Origin of the sequence: Mycobacterium sp. UM_CSW (assembly GCF_000455205.1) — a bacterium.
GTDB lineage: Bacteria > Actinomycetota > Actinomycetes > Mycobacteriales > Mycobacteriaceae > Mycobacterium.
The window spans coordinates 84,003-101,422 of record NZ_AUWQ01000010.1 but is presented as its reverse complement, the minus strand read 5'-3'; the positions used below and the strand labels follow the sequence as shown (position 1 = coordinate 101,422).

Genomic DNA, 17,420 nt, shown 5'->3' with positions numbered 1-17,420 from the left:
GGTCGCGTGAGTACTCCGGCGACGGTGGTGGCGGGCATCGACTTCGGAGATGCCGCTTTCGCCGCGACCGTGCGGGACGGTGTCGGGCGGATCGAGCAGCTCATGGACACCGAGCTGCGCAGCGCGGACGCGGTGATGACCGACTCGTTGACCTACCTGTTCAAGGCCGGCGGCAAGCGGTTCCGGCCGTTGTTCACCGTGTTGTCGGCGCAGCTCGGACCCAAGCCGGACGCCCCGGAGGTGACGATCGCCGGCGCGGTCATCGAACTGGTGCACCTGGCGACGCTCTACCACGACGACGTGATGGACGAGGCCGAGGTCCGTCGGGGCACGCCCACCGCCAACGTACGCTGGGGCAACAACGTCGCGATCCTGGCCGGTGACTATCTATTCGCGACGGCGTCACGGCTGGTGTCCCGGCTGGGTCCGGATGCGGTGCGGCTCATCGCCGAGACGTTCGCCCAGCTGGTCACCGGCCAGATGCGCGAGGGTCGCGGGGCGGCGGAGGGGGCGGATCCGGTCGAGCACTACCTGAAGGTGGTGTACGAGAAGACGGCGTGCCTGATAGCCGCGGCGGGGCAGTTCGGTGCGATGTTCTCCGGCGCCGACGCCGACCAGGTCGAGCGGCTGAGCCGCCTGGGCGGCGTCGTCGGCACGGCGTTCCAGATCTCCGACGACATCATCGACATCGACAGCGACTCCGACGAGTCGGGCAAGCTGCCCGGGACCGATATCCGCGAAGGGGTGCACACCCTGCCGATGCTCTATGCGCTGCGGGAGACGGGACCCGAGGCGCCGAGGCTGCGCGAGCTGTTGTCCGGGCCCGTCGAGGACGACGCGGCGGTGGCCGAGGCTCTGGCGCTGTTACGGGCGTCACCCGGGATGGCCAAGGCGAAGGATTTCCTGGTGCAGTACGCGGCGCAGGCGCGCCGGGAGCTGGACCTATTGCCCGATCTCCCCGGGCGGCGTGCCCTTCAGACGCTGGTCGATTACACGGTGAGCCGGCACGGTTAGCGGGTCAGCGGAACCTCGACCGCCTCTTTGGGCGTTCAATGGGCGATAGGTAATGCCTTAGGAGGACATCGATGACCTGGCATCCGCATGCCAACTGGCTGAAGACCTTCGCCCTGTTGGTCGGCATGTCCGCGTTGATCGTGTTTGTCGGCTCGCTGTTCGGCCGAACGGCGATGTGGCTGGCGGTGCTGTTCGCCATCGGCATGAACGCCTACACGTACTTCAACAGCGACAAGCTGGCGCTGCGGGCCATGCACGCGCAGCCGGTTTCCGAGCTGCAGGCGCCGGTGATGTACCGGATTGTGCGCGAGCTGGCCACGGCTGCGCACCAGCCGATGCCGCGGCTGTACATCAGCGACACCAACGCGCCCAACGCGTTCGCCACCGGACGCAACCCGCGCAACGCGGCGGTGTGCTGCACCACGGGCATTTTGGGGATCCTCAACGAGCGGGAGCTGCGCGCCGTGCTGGGCCATGAGCTTTCGCACGTCTACAACCGCGACATCCTGATCTCCTGCATTGCCGGGGCGATGGCATCGGTGATCACCGCCCTGTCCTACATGGCGATGTTCTTCGGCGGCGGAAACCGCGAGGGCGAGAATCCCTTTGCACTGCTGCTGGTTTCGTTGCTTGGCCCGATCGCCGCGACCGTGGTCCGGCTGGCCGTGTCCCGGTCGCGCGAGTACCAGGCCGACGAGTCGGGCGCCGTGCTGACGGGTGACCCGCTGGCGCTGGCGTCGGCGTTGCGCAAGATCTCGGGCGGGGTTCAGGTGGCACCACTGCCGCCCGAACCGCAGTTGGCCAGCCAGGCGCACCTGATGATCGCCAACCCGTTCCGCGCGGGCGAGCGGATCGGTTCGATGTTCTCGACGCACCCGCCGATCGAGGACCGCATCCGCCGGCTCGAGGCGATGGCGCGCGGGTAGGCGCCGAAACTATAGGGAATTCCCTGATTCGCTCGGCGCCGATCGCCCCTAACCTCTGACTCACGCGCTCGCCTGGTCCCGAAGGTCGGAGGAAACGATGTCTTTGCTAGTGGCGATTCCGGAGATGTTTACCTCGGCGGCCGGGGATTTGGAAACCCTTGGCGACACGCTGAACGCCGCGCATGCGGCCGCCGCCGCGCCGACGACGGACATCCTCGCCGCCGGAGCTGACGAGGTCTCGGCGGCCGTGTCGTCGCTGTTTGCCGAATACGGGCAGGCCTATCAGGCGCTCGGCGCCCAGGCGGCGTCGTTTCATCAGCAGTTCACTCAGCTGCTGAACGCCGGCGGCGCGCAATACGCCCTCGCCGAGGCGGCCAACACCAGCCCGCTGCAGATCCTCGAGAAAGACATCCTCGCCGTCATCAACACCCCCAGCCAGCTGCTCACCGGGCGGCCGTTGATCGGCAACGGCGCCAACGGCGCACCGGGCTCAGGGGCGAACGGCGGCGATGGCGGGTGGTTGATCGGTAATGGCGGGGCGGGCGGATCCGGCTCATCCGGTCACAACGGCGGCAACGGCGGCGCGGGCGGACTCTTCGGTGGCACCGGCGGCGCCGGAGGGGTCGGTGGGGCCTCAAGCGCGATCAACGCCGCCGGCAACGGCGGCAACGGCGGGGCGGGCGGATTGCTCGGTGGCCACGGCGGCGCCGGGGGAATCGGCGGTTTCGGGACGAGCGGGTTAAGTGGCGGGAGCGGCGGAGCCGGTGGTGCCGGTGGGCTCTTCGCCGCCGGCGGGGCCGGCGGGAACGGCGGCGCAACGAACGGCAACACCGCCTCGGGAGGAAACGGTGGCCCGGGCGGGGCCGGCGGCGCGTTTGCGCGCGGCGGCGTCGGAGGCGCCGGCGGCTCGGCACTCGACCTTGGCGGCAACGGTGGCGCGGGCGGTGCCGGGGGGTTGTTTGCCGCCGGCGGGGCCGGGGGCGCCGGCGGCGCCTCGTTCGGAAACTCGATCGGAGATGGAGTCGGCGGATCCGGCGGAACCGGCGGGGCGGGCGGGTTCCTCGCGTCCGGCGGCGCCGGCGGTGCCGGCGGGGCCGCTCTGACCACCTCCGGCTTCGCCTTCGGCGGTCACGGGGGTACCGGCGGCGCTGGCGGCCTGCTGGGCGGGAACGGCGGCGCCGGCGGGATCGGCGGGGCAGGTGGCCGCGCAGGAGACGGAGGCGACGGCGGAGCCGCCGGTTTGGTATTCGGCGATGGTGGAGCCGGGGGCTCCGGCGGCGAATCCGTCATCGCGAATGCCGGCAACGGCGGCAACGGTGGGAAGGGCGCGCTGATCGGCAACGGCGGCGCCGGCGGCGAAGGCGGTGTCGGCGGGATTGTCGGTGGCTTCGGCGGCAACGGCGGCAATGCACAGCTGATCGGCAACGGCGGCGTCGGCGGAAGTTCCGGACAAGCCCCAGTGAAGCAGTCACCCGGAGTCGGCGGGACCGGCGGCATCTTGCTTGGCTTGGACGGGCCGCCGGGGCAGCAGTAGCCAATCAGGCGGCGGCTTCGGGCCTTTGGTGCTCGACCAGATCACCCGTGCGCCCGCCGGTCTCGGCCAACCCCTCGATCCGCACCGTGCCGCCCGTCGCCTCGTACTGGCGCTGCCAATCGGTAATCGCCTGATGCGCGGCATGGTCGAGGTACTGAGTCGAAATGTCCACCGTGACAAGGGCTCCGGTCGGGATGGACGCCAGCACGCGGGTCAGCCGGGGCAGGGCGAGGAAGGTGCAGGCCGGACCCTCGATCACCACCCGCCAGTCGTCGCCCACCGGCGTGGCCTCGACCTTGACCCGGATCACCCGCCATCCGGTCAACACGACGGCCAGGGCGAGCCCGATCATCACCCCGTGCAGCAGGTTGAGGAAGACGACGCTGACCGCGGTCACGACGTAGACGGCGAGATCCCCGTGCTTCATTGCCGTTTCGATGTGCGCCGGCTTCAGCAGCTGAATGCCGATGACGATCAGCAGGCCGGCCAGCGCCGCCGTCGGGATCTGCTCGACCAGTTCCGCGAACGGAACCGTGAACAGCAGGATCCACACGCCGTGCATGATCGAGGAGGCGCGGGATTTGGCGCCCGCGTTGACATTGGTTGAGCTGCGGACGATTACACCGGTTACCGGAAGGCCGCCGATGGTCCCCGACACGAAATTCGCGGTGCCCTGCCCGATCAACTCGCGGTCGAAGTTGGTGCGCGGGCCATTGTGCATCCGGTCCACCGAAACCGCCGACAGCAGGCTTTCCACGCTGGCGATCAGCGTGACGGTGATGACGCCGATGGCCACCGCGCCCCAGTTGCCGTGCGGAATGTCGGGCAGCCGCAGCGCATTCAGCGGCGACTCGTCGATCTCGATCCGCCGCACATGGAACGGCAAGACCAGCGAGATCACCGTCACCGCAACGATGGCCACCAGCGGTCCCGGCACGAAGCGCAGCCGAGCCGGTACCCAGCGCCAGGCGATCAGGATGACGATCACCAGCGCGCCCAGCAGCGCCCCGGGCCGATGTGCATCGATGATCTGGCCGGGCAGGCCGATCAGGTTGTGCCAGGCCGTGCTTTTGGATTTTCCGCCCAGCAAGACGTGCGCCTGCTGCAGCGCAATGGTGATCCCGATTCCGGCCAACATGGCGTGCACGACGACCGGTGAGATCGCCAGCGCGGCGCGCGCAACACGACTGAGGCCCAACAGAATCTGGAGCACGCCCGCGGCGGCGGTGATCAGACACGTTACGCCCCAACCGAAGTCGGAGATGAGGCCCGCGACCACCACCGTCAGGCCGGCGGCGGGACCGCTCACCTGCAGCGGCGATCCGCCGAGGGACCCGACAATGATTCCCCCCACGATCGCGGCGATCAGCCCTGCCAGCACCGGCGCGTTCGAGGCGATCGCGATCCCCAGCGACAACGGCAGTGCGACCAGGAAAACCACCAGGGACGAGGGCAGGTCGTGTCGGAGGATGGATCGTATGCGTTCCATTTGAATGTCTTGCATCGGTCGCTTTCCACTCGTTGGGTGTAAGCGGGGAATGTTCCGAGCCCCGTAATTGCACTTGGCTACGACGGCGTAGCTTGTTGGCGCACAGGCGATTACAACTGCGCGATCCGGCCGTCAGGGCCTGGCTGCCTCGTTCGACGGTATTGGCGCGACGAAGCGCGGGTCAAGCCGACCGCGCGGGCGCATATGGAATGCAAATAATTTCGTTACGAGCTGTTTGGTTGACGAATCAGAAGCCCGACCCGTGGACTTCGTGCCCCGGAACCTCGACCATCAGGCCGCGGTAGGCCTGCTCGACGGTCGAGCCGTGGTTGATCACCGCGTCGACCTCGCGGGCGATGGGCATGTTCAGGCCAAACTCATTGGCGAACTCGGTGATCACGCTGGCGGCCTTGACGCCCTCGGCGACCTGGTTCATCGAGGCGATGATCTCGTCGATCGGCTTGCCGGCGCCGAGCTGTTCGCCAACGTGGCGATTGCGGCTGCGCTGGCTCGTGCAGGTCACGATCAGGTCACCGAGCCCCGCCAGCCCGGGGAAGGTGTCGGGATTGCCACCCATAGCCACCCCGAGCTTCGTCATCTCGCGCAGCGCACGCGCGATCACCAGCGCGCGGGTGTTCTCCCCGATCCCCAGCGAATAGCCCATCCCGACGGCGATGGCGTAGACGTTCTTCAGCGCGCCGGCCAACTCGACGCCGATGACGTCGTCGGTGGTGTACACGCGGAACCGCCGGGTGCGGAACAGGCCCGACAGCCGGGTCGCCAGGTGTTGGTCGGGCATCGCCAGCACCGCCGCGGCGGCGTAGCCCTCGCCCACCTCGCGCGCGATGTTCGGCCCGGCCAGGATGCCCGCCGGGTGGCCGGGCAGCACCTCCTCGATGATCTGCGACATCCGCATGTTGGTGCCCTGCTCGAGCCCCTTGACCAGCGAGACGACCGGCACCCAGGGCCGCAGCTCCTTGGCCAGTTCGGTGAGGACCCCGCGGAAGCCATGCGACGGCACGCCCATGACGACGACGTCGGCGCAGCTGGCGGCCTCGGCAAAATCGCTGGTGGCGCGCAGCGTCGAGCTCAGTTCGACACCCTCGCCGAGGTAGCGCGTGTTGCGATGGTTGTCGTTGATGTCGTTGGCGGTTTCCTCCGAACGCACCCATTGCAGCGTCGGCCCGCGGCGCGCGCAGATCGACGCGACGGTGGTTCCCCATGATCCGCCACCGAGAACGACAACGTTCGGTTCACGCATAGCCATGGCGATCACAGTATTGCCGCCATCGGAGATTTAGAAGCAGTTCACCAACTGTGCGTTTCTCGGAACCAAGGACCCGACGGCAGAGGACTTCCGCCCCTACCTCCGCCGCCCGGCGTGCCCGATCGTCAAGGGACAGGTTCATACGAGGAGGATGCATGTCCGGACGCGCCCGTTGCGGCCGCGTGTCCGCATTGCTGTCGGCGGCCGTTCTTGGGGCGTTGGTCGGCTCGCCCGGCATCGCGGCCGCGGACGACGGCCGTCCGCACGTCAACCCCGAGGAACGGGCGGCAGCCATGATCCGGCCGGCGGTGATGTACCTCGCCGGCCAGAGCTACGGCGCGGTCCGGCTGCCCGACGGCCAGATCCTGTCTCAGTTCGGCCCCGGTACCACCATGCCGTTCATCGCGACCTGGAGCTGCACCGGTTTCGTCGTCAACCCCGACGGCTGGGTGGCCACGGCCGGACACTGCGTCGATTCCGAGAGCGCCAAGCTGCTGATCCTCAAGCGCGCGGCCAAGGAATACATCACCCAGTTCCCCGACGCGCCCGAATCGCGGGATCCCGCCACGACCCTGGACTGGCTGCGCAAGAACGCGCGGGTGGAAGGGGAGACCCCCGACCGGGGTCCCGAAATCAGCCTGGCGCTGTCGTACGGCACCGGAACCAAGCTCGCCGGCAAGCTCGCGGCCAGCGTCGTGGATTTCCGGCCGCTCGGCAAGGGCGACGTGGCCCTGCTCAAGGTGGACAAGCACAACCTGCCGTCATCCGAGCTCGCGACCGACGCCGACGTCAGCATCGGCACATCGGTTCTGGCGGTGGGGTTTTCGCAGAGCACCGAGAACATCACCGGTCCCTCGCTGGACCCGACGAACAAGAGCGGCAAGGTCAGCAAGAAGTCGACCATGGGTTCGGCCGCCGAGTATGAGATCGATGCCGCGGTCTCGGAGGGCATGAGCGGTGGCCCGACCGTCGACCTCAACGGCAAGGTGATCGGCATCAACAGCTTCGCCCCCGTCGGCGAACCGCAGGCGTTCAACTTCATCGCGCCCGCCGACGGCCTCGCCGCGATAATGGCGAGCAAGGGCGTCAAGGCGACGTTGGGCCCCGCCGACGCGTACTACCGCAAGGGCCTCAAGCATTATTACGCGGGCCAATACACCGAGGCGATCGACGACTTCGACCAGACGCTGTCGATGTCACCCGACTATCCCGGGCTGGCTGATCTCCGCACCAGCGCGGCCAACCTGCGCCAGCAGCACGGTGACTTCTCGGTGCTCAGCGGCGCAAACCTGTTGTGGTACATCGTCGGTGGCGTCGCGCTGGTGCTTGCCGCGGGCGCGGGATTCACACTCCTGGTGGTTCGGGGGCGCCGGCCGCTGCTATCCCCGGTCAGGATCTCGGCTTTCCGGCCGTTTACGCGCAAGCCCCCGGAACCGCCGACGGAGACCGAACCGCACTTCTGCTCGAGCTGCGGGGCCGAACACCACCCCGCCGAAACGTTCTGCCCCAATTGCGGGACGCGAATTCACCCCGCGAGCGACGCCCGGTCGGACGCGCGGCCGAACACCATCGACTCCTCGATGCGGTCGAAGCGGTAGTCGAGGGCGTCGGCGAAGTAGTTCTGCCGCACGTTCCACGGCCGACGGGTGCCCGATTTGGGCAGCGCGTGGCCGGACCGCTTCACGTAGTTGGCCTTGATGTCCCAGGACGGCTTGACGTCCATCGGCTCGTTGCCCCGGTGTGGGTAGGCGTGCGTGTAGCCGTGGGAAGCCATGTGCGCCATCAACTTTGCCGTCGCCCGGGCGGTAATGTCGGCGCGCAGCGTCCACGACGCCTTGGTGTAACCCACACACCAGAACAGGTTCGGCACGTCTTCCAGCATGTGCGCCTTATACACGAAGCGGTCGCGGTGATCGACCGGTTCGCCGTCGAGGCTGATGGCGGCCCCGCCCAGCGCCTGCAGTTGCAGGCCGGTCGCCGTGACGATGATGTCGGCGTCGAGGTGTGCACCGGATTCGAGCGCGATCCCGGTGGCATCGAAGTGGTCGATGCGGTCGGTGACCACCTCGGCGCGGCCGGCTTTGATCGCGTTGAAGAAATCGGCGTCGGGAATCAGACACATCCGCTGGTCCCACGGGTTGTACCGGGGCTTGAAATGAACGTCGACCGCATAGCCGTCGGGCAGCTTGCTCATCGCCCTGCGCCGCAGCAGCCACTTCACGAAACCCGGCGCCTTGCCGGACAATAAAACGAACACCGCCTCCATCAGCGCGGTGTGCGTCCGGAGCAGCAGGTGGGAAGCCCCGCGCGGCAACAGCTTACGAGCGAGCGGGGCGACCTTGCCGTACTTGGACGCCGAGACCAGATACGTCGGCGATCGCTGCAGCATGGTCACTTTTCCTGCGCGTTCGGCCATCGACGGGATCAGCGTGACGGCGGTCGCCCCGCTGCCGATGACGACGACCTTCTTGCCGGTGTAGTCCAAATCCTCGGGCCAGCGCTGGGGATGCGCGACGGTGCCACCAAAGTGCTCAATGCCGGGGAACTCGGGCATGTAGCCCTCGTCGTAGTTGTAGTAGCCGCTGGCGAAGAACACGAACCGCCCCCGCAAAGTCCTACTCGCCCCGTCCTGTTCGACGGTCACCGTCCACGTGTCGGTGGACGAGTCCCAATCCGCCGCGCGGACACGGCTGTTGAAGCGGATGTGGCGGTCGATGCCGTACTTGCGCGCGGTGGCGCTCAGATACTCGCGGATGTGGCCGCCGTCGGCGATCCCCTCTTTCCGGTTCCACGGCTCGAACGGAAACGCCAGCGTGAACATGCTGCTGTCGGAGCGAACGCCGGGGTAGCGGAACAAGTCCCAGGTGCCGCCGATCTGCGCGCGCCGCTCCAGGATGGTGTACCTAACGCCCGGGTTGCGCTCGGTGATCCGGTAGGCCGCGTCGATGCCCGAGATCCCCGCGCCGACGATGATGACGTCGAACTGGTCCACCTGCTGCGGAGTCACCGTCATCGTGGACCTCGCTTCGACAACCACCGCGAGCCGAACGACACTGCGAGAAAGGGCGCGAAATTTCGCAGTGGCGTTGGGCTCGCGGATCGGACGGGGGTGTCCATACCTATCGATAGTTGACGAACTGCAGCGCCACGTCCAGATCGGCCTGCTTGAGCAGCGCGATAACGGCCTGCAGATCGTCGCGCTTCTTGCTGCTGACGCGGACCTCGTCCCCCTGGATCTGCGTCTTGACGTTCTTGGGGCCCTCGTCGCGGATCAGCTTGGTGATCTTCTTGGCGTTCTCGCTGCTGATGCCCTGCTTGAGGGTGCCGCTGACCTTGTACGTCTTGCCGGAGGCCTGCGGCTCGCCGGCGTCGAAGGCCTTCATCGAGATGTCGCGGCGGATCAGCTTCTCCTTGAAGACGTCGACGGCGGCCTTGACCCGCTCCTCGGTGGACGACGTCAGCTCGATGGCCTCGTCACCCTTCCACTCGATCTTGGTGTCGGTGCCGCGGAAGTCGAAACGGGTGGCCAGCTCCTTGGCGGCCTGGTTGAGCGCGTTGTCGACCTCCTGCCGATCGACCTTGCTGACGATGTCGAACGATGAGTCCGCCATTCGATCCGTCCCTTCTCGCGTGATAGCCGTTTGTGCCTTGTCTACCCGTTCGTTGTAACCTGTCTGGCGGCAGGTTGCCCGAGCGGCCAATGGGAGCGGACTGTAAATCCGTCGGCTTACGCCTACACAGGTTCGAATCCTGTACCTGCCACTGAGGTCAGGGCCTACTTGCGCGGCCCGGGGCGACGTTCACAACGTTCCCTCAATCCCGGTGAAGGCTGCTGCGCACCGGGAGTGGAGAACAGCGATCTCGGCGCAACCTGCGGTGCCGCAGCTGTCTCGACGCGTTTCGTTGCGCTGAGAAACGGCGAACCGACCGGAGGTCGCCACCATCGGACTAATGCATGCGCGCGCTGCCGCCGAGGCCGATCTCGAGGACGCTGCCGGTGATGACTCCGGGATCGGTGACCAGGTACACGACCCCGCGGCTGACGTCCTCGGGTTGCAGCCACGGCTGAGGTATCGGGTTGGCCCTCATCATCCGGCGCACCAAATCGTCCGGAACCTCGTCACTTTCGGAGGGCTGAACCATCGGTGTCTGGGTTGTCGTCGGGCACACCACGTTCACCGTCACACCCTCTTTGGCGACCTCGAGGGCGACGGATTTGGCCAGGCCGATGATGCCCCACTTGGTGGCGTTGTATGCCGCCAACTCGGGGATGCCCATCCTGCCTCCCATCGAGGACGTCACCACGATCCTGCCGAAGCGCTGGCGTCGCATCACCGGGATGGCCGCGCGCAGCGTGTGAAATACACCGGTCAGGTTGGTGTCGAGCAGCTGTTGCCAGACCTGGTCGCTCACCTGCTCCAGGGGGCCGGTGCTGACGATGCCGGCGTTCGCCACCACAATGTGCAGGCCACCCATGTCTGTCACGGTCTGCCGCACCGCGGCGTCGACCTGCGCCGAGTCGCGCACGTCGAGAGTTATTGGCAGGCAACGCTTGCCGAGTTCTTCGACTCGCTTGGCCGTGTCTCGCAGGTCGTCCTCGGTGCCGAGCGGGTAGGTCAGGTCCACCATCGGCCCGGGCGCATCGGCGGCGACGATGTCCGCGCCTTCGGCCGCCAGTGCCAGGGCGTGCGCGCGCCCCTGTCCCCTTGCCGCTCCCGTGATCAGCGCCACGCGCCCGTCCAATGCACCCATAGCGGGCAACGGTAACCGCAAACCGGGAGCGTTGACACCGGCTGGTTAGGTAAGGCTAAGTTGGATGGGTCTGTCGCTGCCGCCGCACGAAGGAGCTAGCCGAGGGTGACCGAAACAACCACACCGGTGGCCGACGCGTCGGACCAGCCGCCCGAACCGGCTTCGCGCCGCGGTCGCTGGCTGCGCTGGGGACTGCTGACGGTGTGGGGCCCGGGGCTGGTCGTGATGCTGGCCGACACGGACGCCGGGTCGCTGATCACCGCGTCGCAATCCGGCGCCCAGTGGGGCTATCGGATGGTGCTGCCGCAGCTGATCTTGATGCCGATCCTCTATGTCGTTCAGGAAATGACGGTGCGGCTGGGCATCGTCACCAAGAAGGGGCACGGCGCGCTGATCCGGGAACGGTTCGGCCGCTTCTGGGCGTGGATTTCGGCGTTCACTCTGTTCGCGTCGGCGATCGGGGCGTTGCTCACCGAGTTCGCCGGCGTCGCCGGGGTCGGAGAGCTGTTCGGCGTCTCGCGCTGGGTGAGCATCCCGATCGCGACCGCCGCGCTGCTGGCCTTGGCGCTGACCGGCAGCTACCGGCGCGTGGAACGCATCGGCCTCATCATCGGCTCGGCCGAACTGGCGTTCCTGGTCGCCATGGTGATGTCGCGGCCCGAGCCCAAAGCCTTTGTGGAGGGCCTGAAGTCGATGCCGCTGGGCAACTCGTCGTATCTGCTGCTGATCGCCGCCAACGTCGGCGCCGTGATCATGCCCTGGATGGTGTTCTACCAGCAGGGCGCGGTGGTCGATAAGCACCTGTCGGTGGCCACGATCCGCCAGGCGCGCCACGACACGGCCGCCGGCGCCGTGCTGACCCAGCTGATCATGATCTCGGTGGTGGTCACCGTTGCCTCGACGATCGGGGCCCATGGCGGCGAGGCCGCACTGAACACCGTCGGCGACATCGCCAACGCGCTCACGCCGTACCTGGGCCGCGTCGGCGGCACCGTCCTGTTCGGGCTGGGCATGCTCGGCGCGGCGCTGGTCGCCGCGATCGTCGCGTCCCTCGCCGGGGCCTGGGGACTGTCCGAGGTGTTCGGCTGGAAGCACACCCTCAACCAGCGGCCCAACCGGGCGACCGCCAAGTTCTACATCACGTACGGGCTGGCGCACGTGATCGGCGCCGCGCTCGTGCTGGCCAGCGTCGACCTGGTCAACCTCGCCGTCGACGTCGAGGTGATGAATGCCCTGCTGCTGCCCATCGTGTTGGGCCTGTTGCTGGCGCTGGAATCCCGTGCGCTGCCCGAGGAGTGGCGCATGCGCGGTCCTCGCAAATACATCGCGTGGGCCCTGTGCCTGGTCGTGATGGGCTTCGGGCTCTACATGGTGCCGCAGGCCCTCGGCTTCACTTAGCCGGTGTGCGCCGGGTAGGCGTGCACGAGCGCGCTGTCCAGCCGGGGCACGGCGTGGGTGAGCTGGTGTTCGGCGTCGTGCGCGATGCGGTGGGCGTCCTCGAGGCTGGTGGTGGGATCGATGTCCAGCTCGGCGTCGGCGTGCAGGCGGTGCCCGATCCAGCGCATCCGAACCCTGCGCACGCTGCGGACGCCGGGCCGCGCGGCCAGCGTGGCTTCGGCGGTGTCGATGAGCTCCGGGTCGACGGCGTCCATCAGCCGGCGGAAGATGTCGCGCACGGCACCGCGTAGCACGGCCAGGATCGCGACCGTGATGACCAGGCCGACGATCGGGTCGGCCAGCGGGTAGCCGAGGGCGACGCCGCCGGCGCCGAAAAGCACGGCGAGCGAGGTGAATCCGTCGGTGCGGGCATGCAGGCCGTCGGCGACCAGGGCGGCCGAGCCGATCCGGCGCCCGATCCGGATCCGGTACAGGGCGACGACCTCGTTACCGAGGAAGCCGATCACGCCGGCGGCCGCGACCCAGCCCACGTGCTCGATGGCGACGGGGTGGATCAAACGGAGGATGGCTTCGTAGCCGGCGATGATCGCCGACAGCGTGATCATGCCGATGACGAACAGGCCGGCGATGTCCTCGGCCCGGCCGTAGCCATAGGTATAGCGCCGCGTCGGCGGGCGGGTGCCCAACGCGAACGCGACCCACAGCGGGACCGCGGTCAGGGCGTCCGAGAAGTTATGGATGGTGTCGGCGGCCAGGGCGATCGATCCGGAGACGACGGCGATGACCACCTGCACGATCGCGGTCGCGCCCAGCCCGACCAGGCTGACTTTGACCGCTCGGATGCCGATGGCGCTGGATTCCAGGGCGGTGTCGACGCTGTCGGCGGCGTCGTGGCTGTGCGGGACCAAGAGCTGCGCCACGATGCCACGAATGCCGTGGGCGTGTTCGTGACCATGGTCGTGGGCATGGCTATCTGCATGCATACGCAGATAATAAGGTATCTGGACGGCGGAGGCGAATGTCCGTAGCTGCGACCCCGGCGCGCTAGGGTGTTCCGGCCGGCCTCAGTGAACAAGCCGGCAGGAAAGTTGAGCATTCATGACCGCAGCAGCGGATGCGCCGGCGCTGGAATCGCGGGTCGGCCACTACTACCAGATGGACGGCACCTACGTGGTCGGCCGCGAGAAGGTGCGCGAATACGCCCGCGCGGTGCAGGACTATCACCCCGCGCACTGGGATGTCGCCGCCGCCGCTGAGCTGGGCTATTCCGGGCTGGTGGCGCCGCTGACGTTCACGTCGGTCCCCGGCATGACCTGCAACCGCCGGATGTTCGAGTCGGTGGTCGTCGGTTACGACACCTACCTGCAGACCGAAGAAGTGTTTGAGCAGCACCGCCCGATCGTTTCCGGTGACGAACTGCTCGTCGACGTCGAGTTGACGTCGGTGCGCAGGACCGCCGGCAGAGATTTCATCACCGTCACCAACACCTTCACCGACACCGAGGGCGAGCGGGTGCACACCCTGCACACCACCGTCGTCGGCATCACCGCCGAAGACGTCGATCCGGCGATCAAGCTGGCCGTGCCAAAAATCATGATGCACGACGTGGACATCGTCGCGATCGGCGAAGGCGCTGCCGGATATCAGAAGACGGTGCGCCCCGAGGGTGAGGTTCGGGTCGCGCAAGGCGGCGCCACCCGCACGCCGCGCACGCCGTCCTTCGAGGACGTGAAGGTGGGCGACGAGCTACCGACCCACCACACCCGACTGTCCCGCGGCGACCTGGTGAACTACGCCGGCGTGGCCGGCGACGCCAACCCGATCCACTGGGACGAGGGCATCGCCAAGCTGGCCGGCCTGCCCGACGTCATCGCGCACGGAATGCTCACCATGGGCCTGGGCGCGGGATTCGCCTCGGCGTGGACGGGCGATCCCGGCGCGGTCACCCGGTACGCGGTGCGGCTGTCCCAGCCCGCGATCGTGTCGGCCGCCGAGGGCGCCGACATCGAGTTCACCGGGCGGATCAAGTCCCTGGACCCGGAGACCCGCAGCGGTGTCGTCGTGGTCGCGGCGAAGTCCGGTGGGCAGAAGATCTTCGGGATGGCGACGCTCAACGTCCGCTTTCGCTGACTCAGAACCAGGGGCCGGGGAAGTGCCCGTCCTGGTCCTGCACCATCACGATGTCCTTGCAGTCCCCGTTCAGGGCGGCGGCGTTCTCGCCGCGGCACACCAGCGTCCAGCCCGAGATCCGCGCGAACGGCCGGACCGACCATGTCGTCGCGACCGGATCGGGGGCGGGCAGGGCCAGGACGGCGTACCTGTTGCCGACGTTCGTGATGTAGAGGTGGTCTTGGAAGTACGCCAGTTTCGCGATCGACATCTTCTTCGCGTCATCGCGCGTCTTCAACAGATCCCAGTGCTGGGTGTGCAGGTTCCACACCCCGAACCCGAACTGCGAATTGTCCGATTTGAGGGCGTCGACGAATAATTTCCCGTCCGACAACGTGGCGGACAATCCACCGCCGGAAACCCGATCCGAATCGCCAACCTTGATAAGGGATTTCGCGTTCAGGTCGTAGAACATCGTCGACACCACCGGGGGGTTGTAGGAATCCCAGTGGGTGATCTTCACCAGCGCGTCCGGGCCGTCCGACAACTCGCCGTCGACGGTCCAGATGTCGTTGTCCTGATAGATCGCTTCCCCGCTCGGCCGGCGCAGCTCCGCTCCCGACGCCTTGGCCGCGTCGGTGTTGCGCTGGAACGACAGCACGTCCTGCCACACCCGGCCGGGCTGCGGGTCGTTCCACATCATCGACAGATCGGTCCCGGAAAGGATGACGGTCCGCGGCGGCGACGCCGCGCTGTGCCCGTCGGTGAACGCGTTCACCCACGCCACACCGGTGGCGGTCGCCGCCAGACCCCACTCGTTCGCCGCCGTCAGTTTCAGGTCGGGCGCCGGCGGCGCCAGCTCCTTGGTCACCAGGGGCTGGCTCGTCTTGAGGTCGAAAGCGTAGGCCGTGGCCTTGGCGACTTCGGGCTGCGAGCCTTGCGCCGCCTTAGTCGTCGTCACCACGTAAACGACCCTCATGTTGTCGGCCGTCCCCGTCAGCGCGCAGATGCCGCCCGACAGGGTCTCGCCGGCCGGGACCGTGGGCACGCCCGGCACGACGTACTGACCCGTCTTGGTGTCGAACACCTTGGGGCGAATGTCCTCGAGCGCCGACTTGCGTTCAACGAATTTCTCCGGACACCCCACGTAGGCCGTCCCGCCGTAGCTCTTCCAGTCCCGTTCCAACGGGCCGGTCACCGGGGGCGGCGCGGGCGCCGCGTTGGCCGTGGTCGACGAGGTCGAGCTCGAGGTGGTCGGCGTGGCCGCGGGCGGGTCCACCGTTGCCGAACAGGACGCGACGACGGCGCAGCCCGCCGCCGCCAGGGCAAGCCTGTGTGCGGGCAGAGTCCGCCCCCGGATCCCACGCATCAACAAAACCCCCGTTAACTTCCTGTAACCACCGAGCGTAAAGCCGGCCCGGACCGACCGCGAATTGTGCGCGGGCGTCTTGGTCACACGTGGTACACCAAAAGCCATGAGTAGCCTCGCCGACGAGACCCGCTGGATGGACGCCACGGACCAGGCGGCGCTGGTGGCAAAGGGCGAGGTCACGCCGGGTGAGCTGCTCGAGGCGGCGATCGAACGCATCGAGCGGTCGAACCCCGCGCTGAACGCGGTCGTCATCGAGTGGTTCGATCACGCCCGAGCCGTGGCCGCCGGCCCCGACCTGCCCAACGGCCCGTTTCAAGGCGTCCCGTTCCTGCTCAAGGACCTGTACACGAGCTTCGCCGGCCAGACCATGTCGAATGGCAACGTCGCGCTGAAAGAGGCGGCCAAGATCGACGCGGCCGACACGACGCTGGTCGCCCGGTTCAAGGCGGCCGGCCTGGTGATCGCCGGGCGGACGAACAGCCCCGAGATGGGCAGCCTGCCCACCACACAGCCGCTGGCCTGGGGAGCGACCCGCAACCCGTGGGCGCTCGACCGCACGCCGGGCGGCTCCAGCGGCGGTGCCGCGGCGGCGGTGGCCGTCGGGATGGTGCCGTTCGCCAACGCCTCCGACGGCGGCGGCAGCATCAGAATCCCGGCGTCGTGCTGCGGGCTGGTGGGCCTCAAGCCGAGCCAGGGACGAATCACGACGGGCCCCGTCCGCGCCGAGACCGGCCTGGGCGTCGAGCTCTGCGTCAGCCGCACGGTGCGCGACACGGCGCGGTTGCTCGACGCGGTGCGCGGCCCCGGTGTCGGCGACTCCGTCATCGCCCCGCCGCCGCAACGCCCCTACGCCGACGAGGTCGGCGCCGACCCCGGCCGGTTGCGCATCGGGCTGCTCGACGTGCACCCGCGCGGTGACTTCCTGCACGACGACTGCGTCTCGGCGGTGCGCGCCGCGGCGTCGATGCTGGAGGGCCTCGGCCACACTGTCGAGCCGGCCTGGCCGGCCTGCCTCGCCGACACCTCCTTGGTGACAAAGTTCATGGCGTTGTGGGCAACCCAGTTGGCGATGGCGGCTCGGGGGTTCGGCCAGACGCTCGGACGTGAGGTGACGGCCGATGACATCGAGCCGGTCAACTGGGTGCACGTCGAGCGCGCGCAGCGGTTGACCGCGATCGACTACGCCGTCGCCCAGGAGGCGGTGTGGGGCTTCCGCAGGGCGCTGCAGCAATGGTGGGCCGACGGCTGGGACCTACTGCTCACGCCGACGGTGGCCGAACCGCCGCTGCCTCTAGCGGAATTCGAGAACGACCCGGCGCACCCGACGGCGCCCATGCGCCGCGCCGGCCAGTTCGCGGTCTTCACGCCGCCGTTCAACATGAGTGGCCAGCCGGCCATCAGCCTGCCCCTGCACAGCAACGCCGAAGGCCTCCCGATCGGTGTCCAGCTCGCCGCCGCCTACGGCTGCGAGGATGTGCTCATTCGTGTTGCGGCGCAACTGGAATCGGCGCATCCCTGGGCGTCGATTCGTCCGCCAATCAAATGACCGCGAGCAGACG

13 protein-coding genes, 1 tRNA gene and 1 pseudogene are annotated in these 17,420 nt (G+C 68.0%); 8 read left to right on the top strand and 7 right to left on the bottom strand.

Annotation, left to right across the window (positions count from 1 at the left end):
• Positions 1–6: 6 nt before the first annotated feature.
• From grcC1 to N415_RS04105, 3 genes and pseudogenes are all read left to right on the top strand, one after another.
• Positions 7–1,014, top strand: coding sequence for a nonaprenyl/(2E,6E)-farnesyl/geranylgeranyl diphosphat synthase (grcC1, locus tag N415_RS04115; protein WP_068177462.1), 1,008 nt, complete (start codon positions 7–9; stop codon positions 1,012–1,014).
• A gap of 71 nt (positions 1,015–1,085) precedes the next feature.
• Positions 1,086–1,940 carry a zinc metalloprotease HtpX gene (gene htpX, locus N415_RS04110; RefSeq protein WP_068177459.1) on the top strand — a complete coding sequence of 285 codons (855 nt, stop codon included), beginning with the start codon at positions 1,086–1,088 and terminating at the stop codon, positions 1,938–1,940.
• A gap of 97 nt (positions 1,941–2,037) precedes the next feature.
• Positions 2,038–3,456 (top strand): annotated as a pseudogene (locus N415_RS04105) (PE family protein); the annotation flags it as partial.
• 22 nt (positions 3,457–3,478) lie between these two features.
• Here the strand turns inward: N415_RS04105 and N415_RS04100 are convergent.
• Entirely contained in the window at positions 3,479–4,978 is a 1,500-nt protein-coding gene (locus N415_RS04100; RefSeq protein ID WP_068177455.1) for a SulP family inorganic anion transporter, read from the bottom strand.
• A gap of 232 nt (positions 4,979–5,210) precedes the next feature.
• Positions 5,211–6,236, bottom strand: coding sequence for an NAD(P)H-dependent glycerol-3-phosphate dehydrogenase (locus N415_RS04095; protein ID WP_152531235.1), 1,026 nt, complete (start codon positions 6,234–6,236; stop codon positions 5,211–5,213).
• 149 nt (positions 6,237–6,385) lie between these two features.
• On the opposite strand from N415_RS04095, the gene N415_RS04090 reads away from it, so the two are divergent.
• On the top strand, positions 6,386–7,828 hold the full coding sequence (locus tag N415_RS04090; RefSeq protein WP_068177453.1) for a trypsin-like peptidase domain-containing protein: 1,443 nt from the start codon (positions 6,386–6,388) through the stop codon (positions 7,826–7,828).
• Here the strand turns inward: N415_RS04090 and N415_RS04085 are convergent.
• Both N415_RS04085 and N415_RS04080 read right to left on the bottom strand, forming a co-directional pair.
• A complete protein-coding gene (locus N415_RS04085) occupies positions 7,756–9,243 on the bottom strand; it encodes an NAD(P)/FAD-dependent oxidoreductase (RefSeq protein ID WP_068177451.1) in 1,488 nt (495 codons plus the stop codon). The genes N415_RS04090 and N415_RS04085 overlap by 73 nt on opposite strands.
• A gap of 106 nt (positions 9,244–9,349) precedes the next feature.
• The gene (locus N415_RS04080; protein WP_068109396.1) at positions 9,350–9,841 is read right to left on the bottom strand and encodes a YajQ family cyclic di-GMP-binding protein; all 492 of its coding nucleotides are present in this window, start codon (positions 9,839–9,841) and stop codon (positions 9,350–9,352) included.
• Between the two features lie 68 nt (positions 9,842–9,909).
• On the opposite strand from N415_RS04080, the gene N415_RS04075 reads away from it, so the two are divergent.
• Positions 9,910–9,992: transfer RNA gene (locus tag N415_RS04075), tRNA-Tyr, on the top strand.
• A gap of 186 nt (positions 9,993–10,178) precedes the next feature.
• On the opposite strand, the gene N415_RS04070 is transcribed toward N415_RS04075, so the two are convergent.
• Entirely contained in the window at positions 10,179–10,982 is an 804-nt protein-coding gene (locus N415_RS04070; protein WP_068177450.1) for a mycofactocin-coupled SDR family oxidoreductase, read from the bottom strand.
• Between the two features lie 105 nt (positions 10,983–11,087).
• On the opposite strand from N415_RS04070, the gene N415_RS04065 reads away from it, so the two are divergent.
• Positions 11,088–12,380 carry a divalent metal cation transporter gene (locus N415_RS04065; RefSeq protein WP_068177448.1) on the top strand — a complete coding sequence of 431 codons (1,293 nt, stop codon included), beginning with the start codon at positions 11,088–11,090 and terminating at the stop codon, positions 12,378–12,380.
• Here N415_RS04065 and N415_RS04060 read toward each other — a convergent pair.
• Positions 12,377–13,363 (bottom strand): cation diffusion facilitator family transporter, encoded by a 987-nt coding sequence (locus N415_RS04060; RefSeq protein ID WP_068177445.1) that lies wholly within the window; start codon positions 13,361–13,363, stop codon positions 12,377–12,379. The genes N415_RS04065 and N415_RS04060 overlap by 4 nt on opposite strands.
• A 115-nt stretch (positions 13,364–13,478) precedes the next feature.
• On the opposite strand from N415_RS04060, the gene N415_RS04055 reads away from it, so the two are divergent.
• Positions 13,479–14,510 carry a fused (3R)-hydroxyacyl-ACP dehydratase subunits HadA/HadB gene (locus tag N415_RS04055; protein WP_068177443.1) on the top strand — a complete coding sequence of 344 codons (1,032 nt, stop codon included), beginning with the start codon at positions 13,479–13,481 and terminating at the stop codon, positions 14,508–14,510.
• Between the two features lies 1 nt (position 14,511).
• On the opposite strand, the gene N415_RS04050 is transcribed toward N415_RS04055, so the two are convergent.
• Positions 14,512–15,858, bottom strand: a complete 1,347-nt coding sequence (locus tag N415_RS04050; RefSeq protein ID WP_068177441.1) for a hypothetical protein — start codon at positions 15,856–15,858, stop codon at positions 14,512–14,514.
• 106 nt (positions 15,859–15,964) lie between these two features.
• On the opposite strand from N415_RS04050, the gene N415_RS04045 reads away from it, so the two are divergent.
• Positions 15,965–17,407 carry an amidase family protein gene (locus tag N415_RS04045; protein ID WP_068177439.1) on the top strand — a complete coding sequence of 481 codons (1,443 nt, stop codon included), beginning with the start codon at positions 15,965–15,967 and terminating at the stop codon, positions 17,405–17,407.
• The last annotated feature ends 13 nt before the right edge of the window (positions 17,408–17,420 follow it).

What these genes read in the sequence shown, in the direction of transcription:
- htpX (WP_068177459.1), top strand. Translation starts at nt 1,086, where the DNA reads ATGACCTGGCATCCGCATGCCAACTGGCTGAAGACCTTCGCCCTGTTG.
- N415_RS04100 (WP_068177455.1), bottom strand. Translation starts at nt 4,978, where the DNA reads ATGCAAGACATTCAAATGGAACGCATACGATCCATCCTCCGACACGAC.
- N415_RS04090 (WP_068177453.1), top strand. Translation starts at nt 6,386, where the DNA reads ATGTCCGGACGCGCCCGTTGCGGCCGCGTGTCCGCATTGCTGTCGGCG.
- N415_RS04085 (WP_068177451.1), bottom strand. Translation starts at nt 9,243, where the DNA reads ATGACGGTGACTCCGCAGCAGGTGGACCAGTTCGACGTCATCATCGTC.
- N415_RS04080 (WP_068109396.1), bottom strand. Translation starts at nt 9,841, where the DNA reads ATGGCGGACTCATCGTTCGACATCGTCAGCAAGGTCGATCGGCAGGAG.
- N415_RS04070 (WP_068177450.1), bottom strand. Translation starts at nt 10,982, where the DNA reads ATGGGTGCATTGGACGGGCGCGTGGCGCTGATCACGGGAGCGGCAAGG.
- N415_RS04060 (WP_068177445.1), bottom strand. Translation starts at nt 13,363, where the DNA reads ATGCATGCAGATAGCCATGCCCACGACCATGGTCACGAACACGCCCAC.
- N415_RS04055 (WP_068177443.1), top strand. Translation starts at nt 13,479, where the DNA reads ATGACCGCAGCAGCGGATGCGCCGGCGCTGGAATCGCGGGTCGGCCAC.
- N415_RS04050 (WP_068177441.1), bottom strand. Translation starts at nt 15,858, where the DNA reads ATGCGTGGGATCCGGGGGCGGACTCTGCCCGCACACAGGCTTGCCCTG.
- N415_RS04045 (WP_068177439.1), top strand. Translation starts at nt 15,965, where the DNA reads ATGAGTAGCCTCGCCGACGAGACCCGCTGGATGGACGCCACGGACCAG.